The 17,499-nt window shown below is 69.2% G+C and carries 13 protein-coding genes, 1 pseudogene and 1 riboswitch; of the genes and pseudogenes, 5 read left to right on the top strand and 9 right to left on the bottom strand.

The window, feature by feature from the left end; all coding sequences use genetic code 11:
• Nucleotides 1–91: 91 nt before the first annotated feature.
• Nucleotides 92–1,066, top strand: coding sequence for a hypothetical protein (locus tag AC1DMN_RS02375; RefSeq protein ID WP_477229423.1), 975 nt, complete (start codon nt 92–94; stop codon nt 1,064–1,066).
• A 124-nt stretch (nt 1,067–1,190) separates the two neighbouring features.
• Here the strand turns inward: AC1DMN_RS02375 and AC1DMN_RS02370 are convergent, their stop codons facing one another.
• From AC1DMN_RS02370 to AC1DMN_RS02330, 9 genes and pseudogenes are all read right to left on the bottom strand, one after another.
• Nucleotides 1,191–1,766 (bottom strand): PH domain-containing protein, encoded by a 576-nt coding sequence (locus AC1DMN_RS02370; protein ID WP_477229424.1) that lies wholly within the window; start codon nt 1,764–1,766, stop codon nt 1,191–1,193.
• 5 nt (nt 1,767–1,771) lie between these two features.
• Nucleotides 1,772–3,445, bottom strand: a complete 1,674-nt coding sequence (locus tag AC1DMN_RS02365) for a dipeptide ABC transporter ATP-binding protein (RefSeq protein ID WP_441976245.1) — start codon at nt 3,443–3,445, stop codon at nt 1,772–1,774.
• Nucleotides 3,442–4,386, bottom strand: coding sequence for an ABC transporter permease (locus AC1DMN_RS02360; protein WP_440734554.1), 945 nt, complete (start codon nt 4,384–4,386; stop codon nt 3,442–3,444). The genes AC1DMN_RS02365 and AC1DMN_RS02360 overlap by 4 nt, the downstream gene beginning before the upstream one ends.
• On the bottom strand, nt 4,376–5,305 hold the full coding sequence (locus AC1DMN_RS02355; protein ID WP_440734555.1) for an ABC transporter permease: 930 nt from the start codon (nt 5,303–5,305) through the stop codon (nt 4,376–4,378). The genes AC1DMN_RS02360 and AC1DMN_RS02355 overlap by 11 nt, the downstream gene beginning before the upstream one ends.
• A gap of 183 nt (nt 5,306–5,488) precedes the next feature.
• The gene (locus AC1DMN_RS02350) at nt 5,489–7,114 is read right to left on the bottom strand and encodes a peptide ABC transporter substrate-binding protein (protein ID WP_441976246.1); all 1,626 of its coding nucleotides are present in this window, start codon (nt 7,112–7,114) and stop codon (nt 5,489–5,491) included.
• A 196-nt stretch (nt 7,115–7,310) separates the two neighbouring features.
• Nucleotides 7,311–10,127 (bottom strand): aminomethyl-transferring glycine dehydrogenase, encoded by a 2,817-nt coding sequence (gcvP, locus tag AC1DMN_RS02345; RefSeq protein WP_477229702.1) that lies wholly within the window; start codon nt 10,125–10,127, stop codon nt 7,311–7,313.
• 56 nt (nt 10,128–10,183) lie between these two features.
• Nucleotides 10,184–10,561: a glycine cleavage system protein GcvH gene (gene gcvH, locus AC1DMN_RS02340; protein ID WP_440734557.1), complete on the bottom strand. Its 378-nt coding sequence runs from the start codon at nt 10,559–10,561 to the stop codon at nt 10,184–10,186.
• Nucleotides 10,558–11,664, bottom strand: a complete 1,107-nt coding sequence (gene gcvT / locus AC1DMN_RS02335) for a glycine cleavage system aminomethyltransferase GcvT (protein WP_441976247.1) — start codon at nt 11,662–11,664, stop codon at nt 10,558–10,560. Before gcvT ends, gcvH begins: the two co-directional genes overlap by 4 nt.
• A 245-nt stretch (nt 11,665–11,909) precedes the next feature.
• Nucleotides 11,910–12,003, bottom strand: a riboswitch (glycine riboswitch).
• Nucleotides 12,004–12,119: 116 nt separating this feature from the next.
• Nucleotides 12,120–12,914 (bottom strand): annotated as a pseudogene (locus tag AC1DMN_RS02330) (DUF817 domain-containing protein); the annotation flags it as partial.
• Between the two features lie 107 nt (nt 12,915–13,021).
• Here AC1DMN_RS02330 and AC1DMN_RS02325 point away from each other — a divergent pair.
• From AC1DMN_RS02325 to nadC, 4 genes are read left to right on the top strand one after another with little or no spacing between them, the layout of a single operon-like run.
• Nucleotides 13,022–13,729, top strand: coding sequence for an NUDIX hydrolase (locus AC1DMN_RS02325; RefSeq protein ID WP_440734559.1), 708 nt, complete (start codon nt 13,022–13,024; stop codon nt 13,727–13,729).
• Nucleotides 13,726–15,045, top strand: a complete 1,320-nt coding sequence (gene nadA / locus AC1DMN_RS02320) for a quinolinate synthase NadA (protein ID WP_477229425.1) — start codon at nt 13,726–13,728, stop codon at nt 15,043–15,045. The genes AC1DMN_RS02325 and nadA overlap by 4 nt, the downstream gene beginning before the upstream one ends.
• The gene (gene nadB, locus AC1DMN_RS02315; RefSeq protein ID WP_477229426.1) at nt 15,045–16,631 is read left to right on the top strand and encodes an L-aspartate oxidase; all 1,587 of its coding nucleotides are present in this window, start codon (nt 15,045–15,047) and stop codon (nt 16,629–16,631) included. Before nadA ends, nadB begins: the two co-directional genes overlap by 1 nt.
• The gene (gene nadC, locus AC1DMN_RS02310) at nt 16,631–17,497 is read left to right on the top strand and encodes a carboxylating nicotinate-nucleotide diphosphorylase (RefSeq protein WP_477383875.1); all 867 of its coding nucleotides are present in this window, start codon (nt 16,631–16,633) and stop codon (nt 17,495–17,497) included. The genes nadB and nadC overlap by 1 nt, the downstream gene beginning before the upstream one ends.
• The last annotated feature ends 2 nt before the right edge of the window (nt 17,498–17,499 follow it).

Below are 17,499 nucleotides of genomic sequence, written 5' to 3'. Positions count from 1 at the left end.
TCGGTTCCACACAGACGCGCGCCTGCGGGAACTGTGCACCGACTGCGGCCAGCAGACTCCGAGGGACCGCCCCGAGCGGCAGGATCGGCACATGCTGAACGCCGGAATCACACCGCGACTCGCCGCCCCACCTCTTGAGTTGCTGCGTTCCAGCGAGATGGTGAGCTCCACTGTTCTCCTTCGGGCCTGGCGCCGCGGTGAAGTCGTCCGGGTGATCCCCGGTGTCTTCGCCGAAACATCTCGATGGAGCCAGATCCCGCCCTGGGATCGCTATCTCGCCCGCGCGTATGCCGTCGCGCTCACCCACCCCGCCTCAGTATTCTGCGGGATCACGGCCGCCGCACTGCGAGGAGTCTTCCTCGGGCGCCAGCAGGATCCGATTCTCATCCTGGATCCTGATCGCACCAGCAGGATCTGCGGCCCCGTACGCGTACTCACGTCCGCGGATGCCCGAACGATCGATGAGATCGACGGGATCCTTCTCACCTCTGCCGGCGACACGATCGTCGATGTCGCCCGTACCGTAGCTCCCGCTGCTGGTCTGGCCTATGCCGATGCGCTGCTACGCCGTTCACGTGACCTCGCTCCGGCGCAGCTGCCTGCGATCAACGAGTCGCGCCTCTCCTCGCGCGGTCGACGCCGCGCTCGTTGGGCGCTCGCGCGGGCGACAGGCGTTCCGGAGAGCCCTCTCGAGTCGCTCAGCCTCGCAGCGATCGAAGGTGCTGGATACGAACTGCCCGAGCTCCAGGTGACTTTCGTGACTGACGGCATCGCGGACCGGGCCGACTTCTTCTGGCGATCGCGCAATCTCGTCGGCGAAGCCGATGGCGACGTGAAGTACACCGGAGAGTTCGGTGATCCTGCCGAGGCGATCCTGAACGAGAAGCGCCGCGAAGCGCGGTTGCAGCGTCACGTCGCCGGGCGCATCCGTTGGGGTTGGTCCGAGCTGCGCGACATAGATCCGTTCCTCGAGATCCTGGGCACGGCGCGGGTCCCCCGCGTCGCCCCGGCAGATCCGTTCATGCTCGCCTCGCTGCGCGACGCGCTCCGGGCGCGAACCCGCTAAGCACCGCGAGACTCCATCTGAGTAGCGAGACTGCCGTTCAGACTTGCTGTCTCGTTACTCAGATGGAGTCTCGCGGTCAGTAAGGTACTCAGGACTTCGGGGCGCGGCCGGAAGCCGAGCCACGTCAGCGCGTGACCACGATCGCGATCACGGCTCCGACCGCGATCACGACGAGAGCGCCGATCGCGGGCCCGTCCCAGCTGCGCCGGATCGGCGCATCGGCGCCCACGCCCGCGGCGCCTTGCGGGCGCTCCACGGCGTTCTCCCAGCGGGTGCGCACCTCGGTGAGCGCCTGCAGGCTCTGCGGCACCTTGACCTCGCCCGAGCGCCTGCTCAGCCGCGGCGACTGGATGCGTCCCGGGCCTCCCCAGCACGCCAGCTTCCGGCCGTCATCGAGCGCGAAGTCCAGCTGCCAGCGCAGGTCGAGCTCGGTCACCCGGCGCCAGCCGAAAGTCGTGCGGCGCAGGAAGTTCTGCACGGTCGCGCCGTCCCCGTCCACCCGCACCAGGGAGACCACGCTGATCACGTAGATGAGCCACAGCACCAGCAGCACCCACGGCGCATACAGCAGCATCTGCGCCCAGCTGCCGCGCACCACCGCATCGCCGAGCAGGAAGACGGCCAGCACGGCGCACACCAGGAGCACGGCGATGCCCGTGGAGGCGCGGTACGTCCGCGCCCCCACGGGCATCTGGTCCATCGAACTCACGCGCTGCGACCGCCCAGGGCGATCGAGACGCCAGGGATGGCCTGGAGCAGTCGCTCCGTGTACTCCTGCTGCGGGTTGGCGAAGATCTCGTCCACCGTGCCCTGCTCGACGAGCTTGCCCTTCTCCATCACGCAGACCAGGTCGGCCGCGACGCGCACGACCGCGAGATCGTGCGTGATGAACAGGTACGTGAGGTCGAGCTCGCTCTGCAACTCGGCGAGCAGCTTCAGGATCTGATCCTGCACCAGCACGTCGAGCGCGGAGACCGCCTCGTCGAGCACGACGATGTCGGGCTTGAGCGCCAGTGCACGCGCGATCGCGACGCGCTGACGCTGACCGCCGGAGAGCTCGTTCGGGTACCGCGTCGCCAGCTCGCGCGGGAGCGAGACCTGGTCCAGCAGCTCGAGCACGCGCTCCTGGCGAGAGCCCTTGTCACCCACGCCGTGGATGTCCAGAGGCTCCGAGATCGTGTTTCCGATGTTGCGCAGCGGATCCATGGATCCGTACGGATCCTGGAACACCGGCTGCATGCGCCGGCGCAGCGCGAGCGTCTCCCGCCCGGAGAGGCTGGAGATGTCGACGCCGTCGATCGCGATCGAGCCCGAGGTGACATCCTCCAGCTTCAGCACCATCTTCGCCACGGTCGACTTGCCCGAGCCCGACTCGCCGACCAGCGCCAGCGTCTTGCCCTTGGGGATGTCGAACGAGACCGCGTCGACGGCGCGGAACGGGATGCTGCGGAACTGACCTTGACGGATCTTATAGTCCTTGGTCAGGTCGCGCACGGACACGGTCGGCGGGATGCCGGCGATGTCCTCGCTGGTCTCGATGCCCTGTCGCTCGTGGACCGCCTGGATGCGCTGCGACGCGATGCTCGGGGCCGCGGCCACCAGCTTCTTCGTGTACGGGTGCAGCGGGTTCTCCAGGATCTCCCGGCTGGGCCCGGCCTCGACGATCTCGCCGTTCTGCATGACGATGATCTTCTCCGCGCGCTCGGCCGCGAGGCCGAGGTCGTGCGTGATCAGCAGGACCGCAGTGCCCTTCTCCTTCGTCAGCGACGCGAGGTGATCCAGGATCACGCGCTGCACGGTGACGTCGAGCGCCGATGTGGGCTCGTCCGCGATCAGCAGCTTCGGGTCGGCCGCGAGGCCGATGCCGATCAGCGCGCGCTGGCGCATGCCGCCGGAGAACTGGTGCGGGTACTGGTGCAGACGCTTGGAGGCGTCCGCGAGTCCCGCCTGCTGCAGCACCTCGACCGCGCGGGCCTCGATCTCCTTGCGCCCGGTGGCGAGACCGTTCGCACGGATCGCCTCCTTGACCTGGAAGCCGATCGACCACACGGGGTTGAGGTTGGACATCGGGTCCTGCGGCACGTAGCCGATCTCGCGCCCGCGGATCTTCTCCATCTGACCCTCGGTGAGCCCGGTCAGCTCCTGACCGTCGAGGGTGATGCTTCCCGCGGTCACATGACCCGTGCCGGGCAGCAGATTGACGATCGCGGATGCGGTCGTCGACTTGCCGGATCCGGATTCGCCCACGATGGCCAGCGTCTCACCCGGGTACAGCTCGAGGTTGATCCCGTGCAGCACCTCCCTCGAGCCCTTCTGGGTGTCGAAGGCGACCTTCAGGTCGCGGATCCGGAGCAGCGGAGTGTCGGTTGATGCACTCATCGGCGAGCCCTCGCTCTCGGGTCGAGGGCGTCTCGCACGAGCTCGCCCAGCATGATGAACGCGAGCACCGTGATGGTCAGCGCGATCGACGGGTAGATGAGGGCCATCGGCGCCACCCGCAGCGACTGCTGCGCCTGGCTGATGTCGTTGCCCCAGCTCATCGTGTCGCTGCCGAGCCCGACGCCGAGGAACGACAGCGTCGCCTCCGCGACGATCGCGGCTGCGAGGCTCAGCGTGGTGACGACGAGCAGCGGTGCGATCGCATTCGGGATGACGTGGGCGATCAGGGTGCCGAACCGCGACTTCCCGAGCGCCCTCGAGGCCATCACGAAGTCGGCCTGACGCACTCTCAGCACCTCGGCGCGGACCACACGGGCCGTGGAGGCCCAGGCGAATCCGCCGATCGCGAACGCGAGCGTGAACACGTTGCGGAACTGCGCGAACACGCTCATCACGACGACCGCGGCGAGGATGTAGGGGATCGAGAAGAAGATGTCGCCGACGCGGGACAGCAGCCCGTCCAGCCAGCCGCCGTAGAACCCGGCCAGGGCGCCCATGATGAGGCCGATGACCGACCCGATGATCGTCGCGATGAGACCGACGGAGACCGAGGTGCGCGCACCCCACACCGTCCGCGCGTAGATGTCGCAACCCTGGAACGTGAAGCCGAGCGGGTGCCCGGCGGCAGGTCCTCCGTTGGAGTCGGACAGCTGGCAGTTGCTGTTCGGCGGGGTCTGCGTGAACAGCGTCGGCCAGAGGGCCATCAGCAGGACCACGAGCACGATGACCATGGAGATCCAGAACATCGGCCGGCGCCGCATGTCCGCCCAGGCATCGCGCCACAGGTTCGAGGGCTTCTCCGCGATCTTGACGACGTCGACGGCGATCGTGCCGTCCTTGATGGGTGCGACGTAGTGCGTCGCGCTGGTGTCACCGGACATAGCGGATCCTCGGGTCGAGCAGGCCGTAGAGCATATCGACGACCAGGTTGACGAGCACGTAGATGATCACGAACACCGTCACGAAGGACACCACGGTCGAGCCCTCGTGCTGTCGAATGGCTTGGAAGAGAGTGTTGCCGACACCGGGGATGTTGAAGATGCCCTCGGTGACGGTCGCGCCCACCAGCAGCACGCCGAAGTTCGTCGCGGAGTTGGTGATGACCGGGATGAGCGAGTTGCGCAGCACGTGCACGGGGATGACCCGGCGCCGCGGCAGTCCCTTGCTGTACGCGGTGCGTACCCAGTCCTGGTTGAGGGTGTCGATGACGGATCCGCGCATCAGACGCATGCTCACCGCGTAGAGGCTGAGTCCCAGCACGATCGCGGGCAGCCACATGTCGCCCCAGTCGTTGGTCGCGCCGACAGTGGGGCTGAACCACTGCAGCTTGACCGCGAGGAAGTACTGCGCCAGGAACGCGATGACGAAGATCGGCAGCGAGATGAAGACCAGCGAGATGACCAGCATCGTGTTGTCGAAGATCTTGCCCTTGCGCAGCGCGGAGAACGTTCCGATGATGATCGCGAGCGTGAACTCGATCCCGATCGCCATGACGGCGAGACGGCCCGTGACCGGCAGCGTCGCCGCGAGCACGTCGTTCACGGAGCGTCCGGAGAACGTGGTGCCCATGTCGCCGCGGAAGATGCCGGTCAGGTAGTACCAGTACTGCACGATGAACGGCTGATCGAGGTGGTACTGCGCGACGAGCGCGTCGTGCAGCTGCTTGCTCGGCTGCTTGTCTCCGAAGAGCGCAGCGATGGGGTCGCCTGGCATGGCGAAGACCAGGAAGTAGATGAGCAGGGTGGCCCCGATGAAGACGGGGATCACCTGCAAGAGGCGTTTGAGGATGTAACCGACCATTCGCCCCTCCTTTCAGATGAGGAGGCGCCTCGGGAACCCAGCACGATCCGTGCGGGTGCGACGCCTCACTGAGAATCGTGGCACGTGTTCGACGCGCACGACACTAATTCGGTGGCTGTTTTCAACAGCGCGCGAGGCGGTGACGTGGTCGTCACCGCCTCGCGGGTGTGATCCCCGGGCTGGTCAGCCCTTGGTGATCTCGTAGTACAGCGGAACGGAGTTCCATCCGAACTGGACGTTGTTCACGCCCTTGGCGAAGCCGCCGTTCACGTTCGAGTACCACAGCGGGATGGCCGGGAGGTCCTTGAGCAGCAGCTCCTGGGCCTGGGCGTAGTCCTTCGTGGCCTCGGACTGGTCGGTCGCCGAGGCGCCCTTCGCGACCAGCTTGTCGAACTCGGGGTTCGAGTAGTCGGTGTCGTTCGACGACGCCTTGGTGCCGTAGATCGGCTGCAGGAAGTTGTACTGCGCCGGGTAGTCGGCCTGCCAGCCGGTGCGGAACGCGGTCTGGATGGTGCGCGCGTTCACGTCCTTGCGAAGAGCAGCGAAGTCGACGTACGGGTTGCCGGAGGCGTCGATGCCGAGGTTGTTCTTCAGCTGGTTCGACACGGCGTCGACCCACGCCTGGTGCGAGGAGTCGGAGTTGTACGCGATCTGGAACTTGCCCTCCCACGGCGAGATCTTGTCGGCCTGAGCCCACAGGTCCTTCGCCTTCTTCGCGTCGAACTTCAGCACGTCCGCACCCTTGAGGGAGTCGGACCAGCCCGCGATGACCGGCGAGGTGAAGTCGCTGGCGGGGGTGCGGGTGTTGTTGAAGATCGTCTTGGTGATCGCAGCACGGTCGATCGCCATCGAGATCGCCTCGCGACGCAGCTTGCCCTCGTCACCGGTGAAGTGCGCGGCGTTGCCCGGGATCGAGAACGACTGGAAGATCGCGGCCGGCTGGTTGACCGCACGGTCGCCCAGATCGGACTCGAACGTCTGCTGCGCTGCGGCCGGGATCAGGTCGATCACGTCGACCTTGTCGCTCTGCAGGTCGGCGTAAGCCGCGTCAGCGGTTGCGTAGAAGATGAAGTTCACGCCACCGTTCTTCGCCTGACGTCCACCCTTGTAGGTGTCGCTCTTGACCAGGTCGAGCTCGACCTTGTGCTGCCAGGCGCCGGCCTTGGCGAACTTGTAGGGTCCGTTGCCGATCGGGTTCTCGCCGGCCGTGGCCATGTCCTTGAGGGACGCGGCGGGCAGCGGGTAGTAGGCCGAGTAGCCGAGGCGCTGCGAGAAGTCCGCGGCGACCGGGTTGGCCAGCTTGATCGTGAACGTGTAGTCATCGGTCTTCTTCAGACCGGTCAGCGGGGAGTCGGCGGAGTCACTGAAGCCCTCGATGTCGCTGAACCAGGACTGGTTGAGCTGCTTGTTCGAGAACAGCGCACCGTACTGCCACGCGTTGATGAAGCTGTCGGCCGTGACCTTCTCGCCGTTGGAGAAGGTGTTGCCCTGCTTCAGCTTGATCGTCAGGCTCGAGGCGTCGTCGACCTTGATCGACTCGGCCATGTCGTTGACGAGCTTGCCCTTGGCGTCGTAATAGGCAAGGCCCGCGAACAGGGAGTCGAGGATCTTGCCGCCGCCCACCTCATTGGTGTTGGTCGGGATCAGCGGGTTCTCGGGCTCGCTGCCGCTGACCTTGATGATGGTCTTCGAGTCGCCGCCCTTGGTGGGGGTTGCGTCTCCGCCGCTCTTGCTGGAGCAGCCAGCGAGGGCGAGTGCGCCCGCCGCGAGCAGTCCGATGCCCGCGAGGGCGATCTTGTTGCGCTTCACGTTGTGTCCTCCTGTGGACAGATAACAGCAATCTGCACGCTCTTCGTCGAGCGCGTAGGGATACTCGAGGGTAACCGCCGCACCCCCGATCCGGCGAACCGACTGCGTTAACCGTTACTCACTGGTGACCTGAACGACGAGGCGCCCTGGGAGCGGTTCCCAGGACGCCTCGTCGTTCTTCGGATCGTGCGGATCCCTACAGCGCGAACGCCTCCACCGGAGGGCAGGCGCACACCAGGTTGCGGTCACCGTACGCGTTGTCGATGCGGCGCACCGGCGGCCAGTACTTGCCCGCGATGAGCGCGTGCGTCGGATAGGCGGCCTGCTCGCGGGTGTAGGCGTGATCCCACTCCCCCATCAGCAGCGCGGCCGCGGTGTGCGGCGCATGCACGAGCGGGTTGTCGTCGGCCGGCCAGACACCTGCGGCGACCTCGTCGGCTTCGGCCTTGATCTGGATCATGGCCTCGACGAAGCGCTCGAGCTCGCCGAGGTCCTCCGACTCGGTGGGCTCCACCATGAGCGTGCCCGCGACCGGGAACGACATGGTCGGCGCGTGGAAGCCGTAGTCGATGAGGCGCTTGGCCACGTCGTCGACCGTGATCCCGGTCGCCTCCTTGAGCGGACGCAGGTCGAGGATGCACTCATGCGCCACCCGGCCCTGCTCCCCCGAGTACAGCACCGGGTAGTGCGCGGCCAGGCGTGCGGCGACGTAGTTCGCCGCGAGCACGGCGGCCGCAGTCGCATCCCGCAAGCCGTCGGCGCCCATCATCCGTACGTACGCCCACGAGATCGGCAGCACGCCGGCGGATCCGTAGGGCGCCGCGGAGACCGGGCCGCCCTCGAACACGTAGCCGCCCGCGTGCGCGGTGCGCTGCGCCTGCGGGTGCCCTGGCAGGTACGGCGCGAGGTGCGCCTTCGCCGCCACGGGGCCCACGCCGGGGCCGCCGCCGCCGTGCGGGATCGCGAACGTCTTGTGCAGGTTGAGGTGCGAGACGTCGCCCCCCAGGTCACCGAACCGGGAGTAGCCGAGGAGCGCGTTCAGGTTCGCGCCGTCGATGTACACCTGGCCACCGGCCGCGTGCACCGCCGCCGTGATGTCGAGCACGTCGTGCTCGTACACGCCGTGCGTGGACGGGTAGGTGATCATGAGCGCCGCGATCTCGTCGGCGTGCTGGGCGATCTTCGCCCGCAGGTCGTCGAGGTCGACATTGCCCAGCTCATCGGTCGCGACGACGACCACCTTCATGCCTGCGAGCACCGCGGACGCGGCGTTGGTGCCGTGCGCGGACGACGGGATCAGGCACACCGTGCGGTGGTCGTCTCCGTTGGCGAGGTGGTAGCCGCGGATCGCGAGCAGGCCCGCGAGCTCGCCCTGGGATCCGGCATTCGGCTGCAGGGACACCGCGTCGTAGCCGGTGACGTCCGCGAGCCATGCCTCGAGCTGGTCGATCAACTCGAGCGAGCCCTGCACGTCCGCCTCGGGGGCGAACGGGTGCAGTTGTGCGAACTCGGGCCAGGTGATGGCCGCCATCTCGGTCGCCGCGTTGAGCTTCATCGTGCAGGATCCGAGCGGGATCATGCCCCGGTCCAGGGCGTAGTCGCGGTCGGCGAGGCTCTTCAGGTACCGCATCATGGCGGTCTCCGAGCGGTGCGCGTGGAACACCGGGTGCGTGAGGTACTCGTCCTGACGGGCGAGTGCAGCCGGCACGCTGGTGACCGGGATGTAGGCGAACGAACCCTCTCCCGCACCGAAGACCGTGGCCACGGCGAGGATGTCCTCGTAGGTCGTGGTCTCGTCGGCGGCGATGCTCACGGTGTCGGCGTCGACGGGGTTCAGCAGGATCCCTGCGGCGTGGGCGTCGGCGACGATCGCGTCGGCCCTGCCGGGAACGCGCACCGTGATGGTGTCGAAGTAGTCGGCATGCACGACTTCGGCGCCGGCCTTCTCCAGCTGCGTGGCGAGGAAGCGGGCCTTGGAGGCCACCCCCGTGGCGATCTCCTTGAGGCCCTCCGGGCCGTGATAGACCGCGTACATCGCCGCCATGACGGCCAGCAGCACTTGGGCGGTGCAGATGTTCGAGGTGGCCTTCTCGCGGCGGATGTGCTGCTCGCGGGTCTGCAGGGCCAGGCGATAGGCCGGGTGGCCGTCCGCGTCCTGCGAGACGCCGACCAGTCGCCCGGGCAGCTGGCGCTCCAGTCCGGACCGCACCGCCATGTAGCCGGCGTGCGGGCCGCCGAAGCCCATCGGCACGCCGAAGCGCTGCGTCGTGCCCACCGCGACGTCCGCGCCGAGCGAACCCGGCGAGGCGATCAGGGTGAGCGCGAGCAGGTCGGCCCCGACGACGGCGAGGCCGCCGGCGAGGTGCGCCGCATCGATGACGGCGGAAGGATCCCAGATCCGTCCCGAGGCGCCCGGATACTGCACGAACACGCCGAACAGCTCCTCGGGCAGGGTCTCCCCGCCGGCGAGGTCGCGCTCGACGAGCTCGATCCCGAGCGCGGCTGCGCGCGTGGCCAGCAGAGCCTTGGTCTGCGGCAGGGCGTCGGCGTCGACCACGAACCAGGGCGAGGGCGACTTGGATCCGCGCCGCGCGAGCAGCATGCCCTCGGCGACGGCCGAGGACTCGTCGAGCATCGACGCGTTCGCCGTGTCCAGGCCGGTGAGGTCCGAGACCATGGTCTGGAAGTTGATCAGCGCCTCGAGGCGGCCCTGCGAGATCTCCGGCTGGTACGGCGTGTAGGCCGTGTACCAGGACGGATTCTCCAGCACGTTGCGCTGGATCACGCTCGGAGTGAGGGTGCCGTAGTAGCCGAGGCCGATCATGGGACGGTTCACCGTGTTGCGGTTCGCCATCGAGCGCAGCTCGGCGAGGGCCTCCGCCTCACTCGCGGCGGCCGGCAGCAGGCTGACGCGGTCGGCGGCCGAGCGGATCGAGGCCGGGACGGCCTCGCGCATGAGCGCGTCGACGGGACGCTCGTCGGCGCCGTAGGAGATGCCGATCGCGTCGAGCATCGCCCGCTGGGCGTCGGCCGTGGTGCCGATGTGGCGGTCGAGGAACGCGGTCACTCTCAGCCCTCCGTGTGCGCGACGTAGGCGTCGCGGTCGAGAAGACCGTCGACGGCGCCCGCAGCGATGGACACCTTGATCAGCCAGCCGCCGTCGAAGGGCGCGGAGTTGACCAGCGACGGGTCGTCGACCACGGCGTCGTTGATCTCGACGACCGTGCCGTCGACCGGCGCGTACAGCTCGGAGACCGACTTGGTCGACTCGGCCTCGCCGAAGACGTCGCCGCGGCTGAAGGACGTGCCGACGGCGGGCAGCTCGACGAAGACGATGTCACCGAGGGCGTCCGCGGCGAAGTCGGTGATCCCGATGGTCGCGGAATCGCCGTCGACGGCGACCCACTCGTGCTCTTCGCTGTAGCGCAGGGTATTGAGATCGGTCATTTCTTCCTCCGGTAGAAAGGCAGGGCGGTGACGGTCGCGGGGATCTTGGTGCCGCGGACGTCGAGGAACAGGGGGACGGCGCCGTCGGCGACGGCGGGGTCGACGAAGGCCATCGCGACCGGGTGGCCGAGAGTCGGGCTGAGCGCACCGCTGGTGATCTCGCCGATCACCGCGCCGTCCTCGGTCACGACCGCGTACCCGGCGCGGCCGGCCCGGCGGCCCTCGGCGGCGAGGCCGATGAGCACGCGCGCGCCCTCGGCGGGCGTGACGGCGCCCTTGCCGACGAAGTCGTCCTTGTCCTCCACGACCACGCGACCCAGGCCCGACTGGGCGGGCTTGGTCTCGCGGTTCAGCTCGTGGCCGTACAGCGGCATGCCCGCCTCCAGGCGCAGCGTGTCACGCGCGGCGAGACCGGCGGGCACCAGGCCGCGGTCGGCGCCCGCGGCGAGCGCGGCGTCCCACAGCGCGGCGGCGTCGGAGGCTTCGACGAGCAGCTCGAAGCCGTCCTCGCCGGTGTAGCCGGTGCGCGCCAGCAGCAGCGGCTTGCCGTTGTAGGTCGCGGAGGCCCAGGCGTAGTACTTCTGCTCCGCCCACGGGATCGAGACATCGTGGATGCCGTCGATCGCGGCGACGATCGCCTCGGCGTTCGGGCCCTGCACGGCGATGAGGGCGTAGGAGTCGGAGACGTCCTCGACGACGACCTCACGACCCGCGGTGCGCGCCAGCAGCGCCTCGCGCACGGCGTCGCGGTTGCCGGCGTTGCTGATGATGAGGAAGTCGTCATCGCCGAGTCGGTAGACGATCACGTCGTCGATGATGCCGCCGTCCTCGGCGAGCAGCAGCGAGTACTTCGCCTTGCCGACGGCGAGGGCGGAGAGCCGGCCGGCGAGCGCGTAGTCGAGATACGCGGCCGCGCCGGAGCCGACGATCGTGAACTCGGCCATGTGCGAGATGTCGAAGATGCCCGCGCTCTCGCGCACCGCGTGGTGCTCGGCGAGGTCGGACGTGTAGCGGACGGGCATCTGCCAGCCGCCGAAGTCGGTGAACGATGCCCCGAGCGCCTCGTGGCGCTCCCGAAGGGGGGTGTAGCGGGCGTCTGTCATGGAGCTCTCCCGTGCGGATCGGTGAGGATCCGCACGGCGCACGGATCCGAGAACTCCCCCTCTGTCATGAGCCTGAGAGTTTCGCCCGCGCCTTCGAGAGGCGACAGAGCTTTCACCGTCGGCGGATCCCGAGCGAGAGGTGGAGATCCGCGGGGATCCAGTCACCAGGGTTTCGGCTCAGGCGCCTTCAGCGTCTTCGCTCAACCCGATTTCTCGTTTCACTCGAAATCGCTTTTCAGAGCGGCCGGGTCTGCGCGGTGCGGTTACCTGAGAGATTGGCGGGGAGGCTTGCTCCTTCGGTGTCCGGCTGCGATCACCGGACTCTCCCGCGCGGACCATGCGGCCACGTGTTCAGTTTTCCTGCGCCATCCTACCGTGCGGGATGCCCGTCGCGCCGCCGGTTTCCCGGGCGGGCGCGGCGGGAAGACGAGCGTCACCAGGACGACCGAGATGATCATCAGGAGGAACCAGCTGGACACCTTCGACAGGGAGACCGGCTGCCAGCCCCCGACCTGGTCGGGATAGAGCCAGGCCCCGCTCGCGGTGCCGATGTTCTCGGCCAGCCAGATGAACAGCGCGACGCCGGCGAACGGCAGCAGCAGTGGGATCCGGAGGGTGCGCCGCCAGACGCGTGCATGCATCACGGTCGGCAGCCAGAGGACGACGACGAGCGCCGTGAGCGCCCAGCGCGCATCCCAGATCCAGTGGTGCGTGAAGAAGTTCGCGTAGATCAGCACCGCCAGCACCACGGTGGCCCAGCGCGGCGGGTAGCGCACGAAGGCGAGGTCGAACAAGCGGTGCACGCGCACCATGTACGAGCCGACCGCCGCATACATGAAGCCGCTGAACAGCGGGACGGCGCCGATCCTCAGAAAGCCGTCGGCCTCGTACGCCCAGGAGCCGACGTCGGTCTTGAACAGCTCCATCGCGGTTCCCGTCACGTGGAACAGCATGATCACCCAGAGTTCCCGCCCCGACTCCAGGCGCGTGGCGAGCATCGCCACCTGGATCAGCACCGCGATGAGGGTCAGCAGGTCGTTGCGGGTGAGGGCGAGGTCGGACGGGTACAGCGTGCGCACGAGCACGATCGCCACGAGGAGGGCCGCGCCGAACACGCACGCCCACCCCTGCTTGGCGAGGAACACGGACGCCTCGACGAGGAAGCCGCGCACGCCGGTCGAGGGGGCGCCCGCGAGGATCCGGCGAGCGCGGGCATCGATCCGCGCCTCGAGACGCGTCGGCTGCTGCATGTCCCGACGCTATCCGCCGCGGCGGGCGCGCGGCTGAGAGGTCGCCGTAATGATCGCGAGTTCTGGTCACGGCGACTATAAGATGATCCACGGAGGTTAGAGTCAGCATGACCAGAAGCGAGCACGAGGACGGGATCCGCGTCGCGGTGTCGACCGTGATCCTGACGCTGCGCCGCGACGGCGGCGAGGCGCCGCGGCTCGCGCTGCCGCTCGTCAGGCGCACGCGCGATCCGCATGCGGGCGCCTGGGCGCTTCCCGGCGGATGGCTCGACGACACGGAGAGCCTGGCCGCCGCGGCGGCCCGCACGCTCGCCGAGACGACGGGGCTCACCCCCAGCTACCTCGAGCAGCTCTACGCGTTCGGCGCGGTGGACCGCTCCCCGAGCCGGGTGATCTCCGTCGTGTACTGGGCGCTCGTGCGCGAGGAGGAGTCCGTCGGCGCGGTCGGATCAGATCCGGAGAACGTCGACTGGTTCGACGCCGCCGACCTGCCGGAGCTCGCCTTCGACCACGGCCGCATCATCGAGTACGCACTGTGGCGGCTGCGCAACAAGGCCGGTTACAGCCGTGTGGCACAGGGCTTCCTCCCTCCGGAGTTCACCCTGGCCGACCTGCGCGAGGCGTACGAGACCATCCTGGGTCGCCGGCTGGATCCCGCGAATTTCCGGCGTCAGGTCGACGCGACGCGGACCCTGATCCCCACCAACGCGTTCCGCACGGGCAGCCATCGGCCCGCCCGGCTGTACCGCGATGCCACCGATGTCGAGCTCGCCGACCGCGGCCCGCTCGCCCCCGAAGAGACGAGAACCTCATGAGCACCACCTCTCTGCACTCTCCGATCGATCCGTCCGTCGACCATGCGCTGCGCCTGATCGTCACCGGCGCCTCCTCGGAATCGACCTGCACCACGGATCTCGCCGCGGGGCCCTGGAACTTCGACACGATCCCGGGGTACGGTCCCGGATCGTCCATGGGCGACGTGATCCCGACCGGCGCGCCGCGCCAGGGCGAGCTCCCGGCCGCCTATCGCGAGGCCGGCGAGGACGAGCTGCACGAGCGGATCCGTGCGGCGAAGGCCACCCTCGGCGAGCGCGTCGTGGTGCTCGGGCACTTCTATCAGCGCGAGGAGGTCGTGCAGCACGCGGACCATGTCGGCGACTCGTTCCAGCTCGCGGGCTTCGCGAAGCAGCACCCGGACGCCGAGGCGATCGTGTTCTGCGGCGTGCATTTCATGGCGGAGACCGCCGATCTGCTCTCCGGACCGGATCAGGCCGTGATCCTGCCGAACCTCGCCGCCGGATGCTCCATGGCGGACATGGCCGACATCGACCAGGTCGAGGACTGCTGGGAGCAGCTCGCCGACGTGCTCGGTCCGCTGGACCAGCCCGACGCCGACGGACTCGTGCCGGTGATCCCCGTCACCTACATGAACTCCTCCGCCGCGATCAAGGGCTTCGTGGGACGTCACGGCGGCATCGTGTGCACCTCGTCGAACGCCCGCACCGTGCTGGAGTGGGCGTTCGCTCGGGGTCGGCGGGTGCTGTTCTTCCCGGACCAGCACCTGGGCCGCAACACGGCGAAGGCGATGGGCGTGCCGCTGGATCAGATGCCGATGTGGAATCCACGCCGTCCTCTCGGCGGATCCTCCTCGGTCGAGCTGCAGGACTCCCGCGTCATCCTCTGGCACGGGTTCTGCTCGGTCCACCGCCGTTTCACCGTCGCCCAGATCGAGCAGGCTCGCGCCGAGCACCCTGGCGTGCGCGTGATCGTGCACCCGGAGTGCCCGATGGAGGTCGTGGACGCCGCCGATGAGGCCGGCTCCACCGACTACATCCGCAAGGCCATCGACGCGGCGACCGAGCCCACGACTTTCGCGATCGGCACCGAGATCAACCTGGTCCGCCGGCTCGCGGCGCAGTATCCGCAGCACGAGATCTTCTGCCTGGATCCGGTGGTCTGCCCCTGTTCCACGATGTACCGGATCCACCCCGGCTACCTCGCCTGGGTGCTCGAGGAGCTCGTCGCGGGGCGCACGCCGAACCGGATCACGGTGACGGCGGACGTGGCGGACCCGGCACGGGTCGCACTCGAGCGCATGCTGGCGGCCCGCCCTCCGGTCGCGGTGGCCTGATGCCCGCGCCCGGCGAGCGCCGCGCCCCCGGGGCGCAGCACGTGCTCGTGATCGGCGGCGGGATCGCCGGTCTCACCGCCGCGCTGCATGCGCACGAGGCCGGCCACCGTGTCGAGGTCGTCGTGAAGGACGCCCTCGGCGACGGCGCGACCGCGCTCGCCCAGGGCGGGATCGCCGGGGTGTACGGCACGGATGCCGTTGGCGTGGCCGACTCTCCCGCCGCGCACGCCGCGGACACGCTCACCGCAGGAGCGGGGCTCTCCGACCCCGCTGTGGTGGACGTGCTCGTCGGCGAAGCGCCCGCGCGGATCGCAGAACTGGTCGCCCGCGGAGTGCCGTTCGACCTGGATCCCCAGGGGCGGCTGCTGCGCGGGCTCGAGGCGGCCCACTCCGCGGCACGGATCGCACACGCGGGCGGCGACGCCACGGGGGCGGCCATCTCCGCTGCCCTCGTCCGCGCCGTGCGGGAGGCGGGGATCACCGTCCGCGAGCACGCGATGCTGGTCGATCTGATCGTCTCCGGCGGAGTGGTGCGCGGGGCCGGGCTGCTCATCGCGGGGCGGATCGTCGAGCTCGCAGCGGACGCCGTGATCCTCGCGACCGGCGGCGCGGGCCGGCTGTTCCAGCACACCACGGCCCCCGCCGTCTGCACCGGCGATGGGATCGCCGCGGCGCGGCGAGCGGGTGCTGCGGTCGAGGATCTGGAGTTCGTGCAGTTCCACCCCACGATCCTGGCTGCACCCGGGCCGGCGTTCCTGATCTCCGAGGCGGTGCGCGGGGAGGGCGCAACCCTCATCGACGACGAGGGACGGCGCTTCGCCTTCGACGCGCATCCCGACGGCGAGCTCGCGCCGCGCGATGTCGTGACGCGCGCGGTCGTGCGCCGCGCGCGGGAGCAGGGCGGCCCTGTGCGTCTGGACGCCACGGGGATCTGCCGTCGCGAGGGCTGGAGCGCGGAGCACCTCGCGCGCCGGTTCCCCACGATCGACCGGGTCACGCGGGAGCGCGGCTTCGACTGGGCCCGCGAGCCCCTCCCGGTCACTCCGGCCGCACATTATCTGATGGGCGGGGTGGTCACCGACGCCGACGGCCGTACCACGCTGCCCGGCCTCTACGCGGTCGGAGAGACCGCGCGCACCGGCGTGCACGGTGCGAACCGGCTCGCCTCGAACTCCCTGCTCGAGGGCGCGGTGTTCGGCGCACGGGCAGCGTCCGCGCTGGACACCCCGTGGGTCCGCGCGTCGAGCAAGGGCATCGAAGGACACCCCGACGAAACGCCGTTCGTGACGCGCGATGGCTCGTCTCGGTCCGCGGTTCCCGAGCGCCCGTTCGGGGATCCGTTCTCCCGGCCCGCGCTGCAGGAGCTCATGTGGGATCTGGTCGGCCCGCTGCGCACCCGCGAAGGTCTGGAAGAGGCTCTGGCGACGGTCCGCTCCTGGCGCCCGCCGGAGGGCCTCACCCGAACGGCCGTGGAGGACCGCAACCTGCTCCAGGTCGCCGAGGCCATGATCACGGCCGCGCTCGCCCGCCCGGTCTCGATCGGCGCTCACCATCTCGAACCGTCGCCCGCCCTGATCGGAGTCTGATGCTCACCCCCGCCCTCCTCACCCGCGTCGTCGGAGCAGCCCTCGAAGAGGACGCCCCCTGGGGCGACCTCACGAGCACCGCGCTGCTGCCCGCCGCCGCCACCGCGACAGCGGACCTCGTCGCGCGCGAGCCCGGAGTGCTGGCCGGCGGCGACGTGTTCGCGGCCGCCTTCACACTCACGGATCCGGAGACGGTCGTGGATCTGCACCTCGCGGACGGCGACGCCTTCGCCGCCGGAGACGTGCTCGCGACCGTGACCGGATCCGCCCGCAGCCTGCTGACGGCGGAGCGGGTGGCGCTGAACTTCACGCAGCGCCTGAGCGGCATCGCGACCCTCACAGCCGCCTACGTCACCGCCGTGGAGGGCGCCGGGCCCGACGGCAAGCAGGTGCGCATCGCCGACACCCGCAAGACCACCCCCGGGCTGCGTGCGTTCGAACGACACGCCGTCGTCGCGGGCGGCGGACGCAACCACCGCTTCTCGCTGTCGGATGCGGTGATGGCCAAGGACAACCACCTCGCCGTGCTGACCCGGGGCGGTCGCGACGTCGCGCCCGCGCTGCGCGAGGCGATCGCGACGCTGCCGCACACCACGCACGTCGTCGTCGAGGTGGATCGGCTCGACCAGATCCCTGCGGTGCTCGACGGCGGCGCCCACACCGTGCTGTTGGACAACTTCTCCCTCGAGGATCTGCGCGCGGGAGTCGCGCTGATCGGCGGTCGGGCGACCGCGGAGGCCTCGGGCGGCGTGAACCTCGACACGGTGCGCGCGATCGCCGGGACCGGGGTCGACGTGATCTCGGTGGGCGCCCTGACCCACTCCGCGCGGGCACTGGACCTCGGGCTCGACATGCGGATCGACTGACC

Source organism: Microbacterium sp. 01T413_2 (assembly GCF_056398985.1).
The sequence above is the reverse complement of the archived record's forward strand: the minus strand, read 5'-3'. Positions and strand labels throughout refer to the sequence as shown.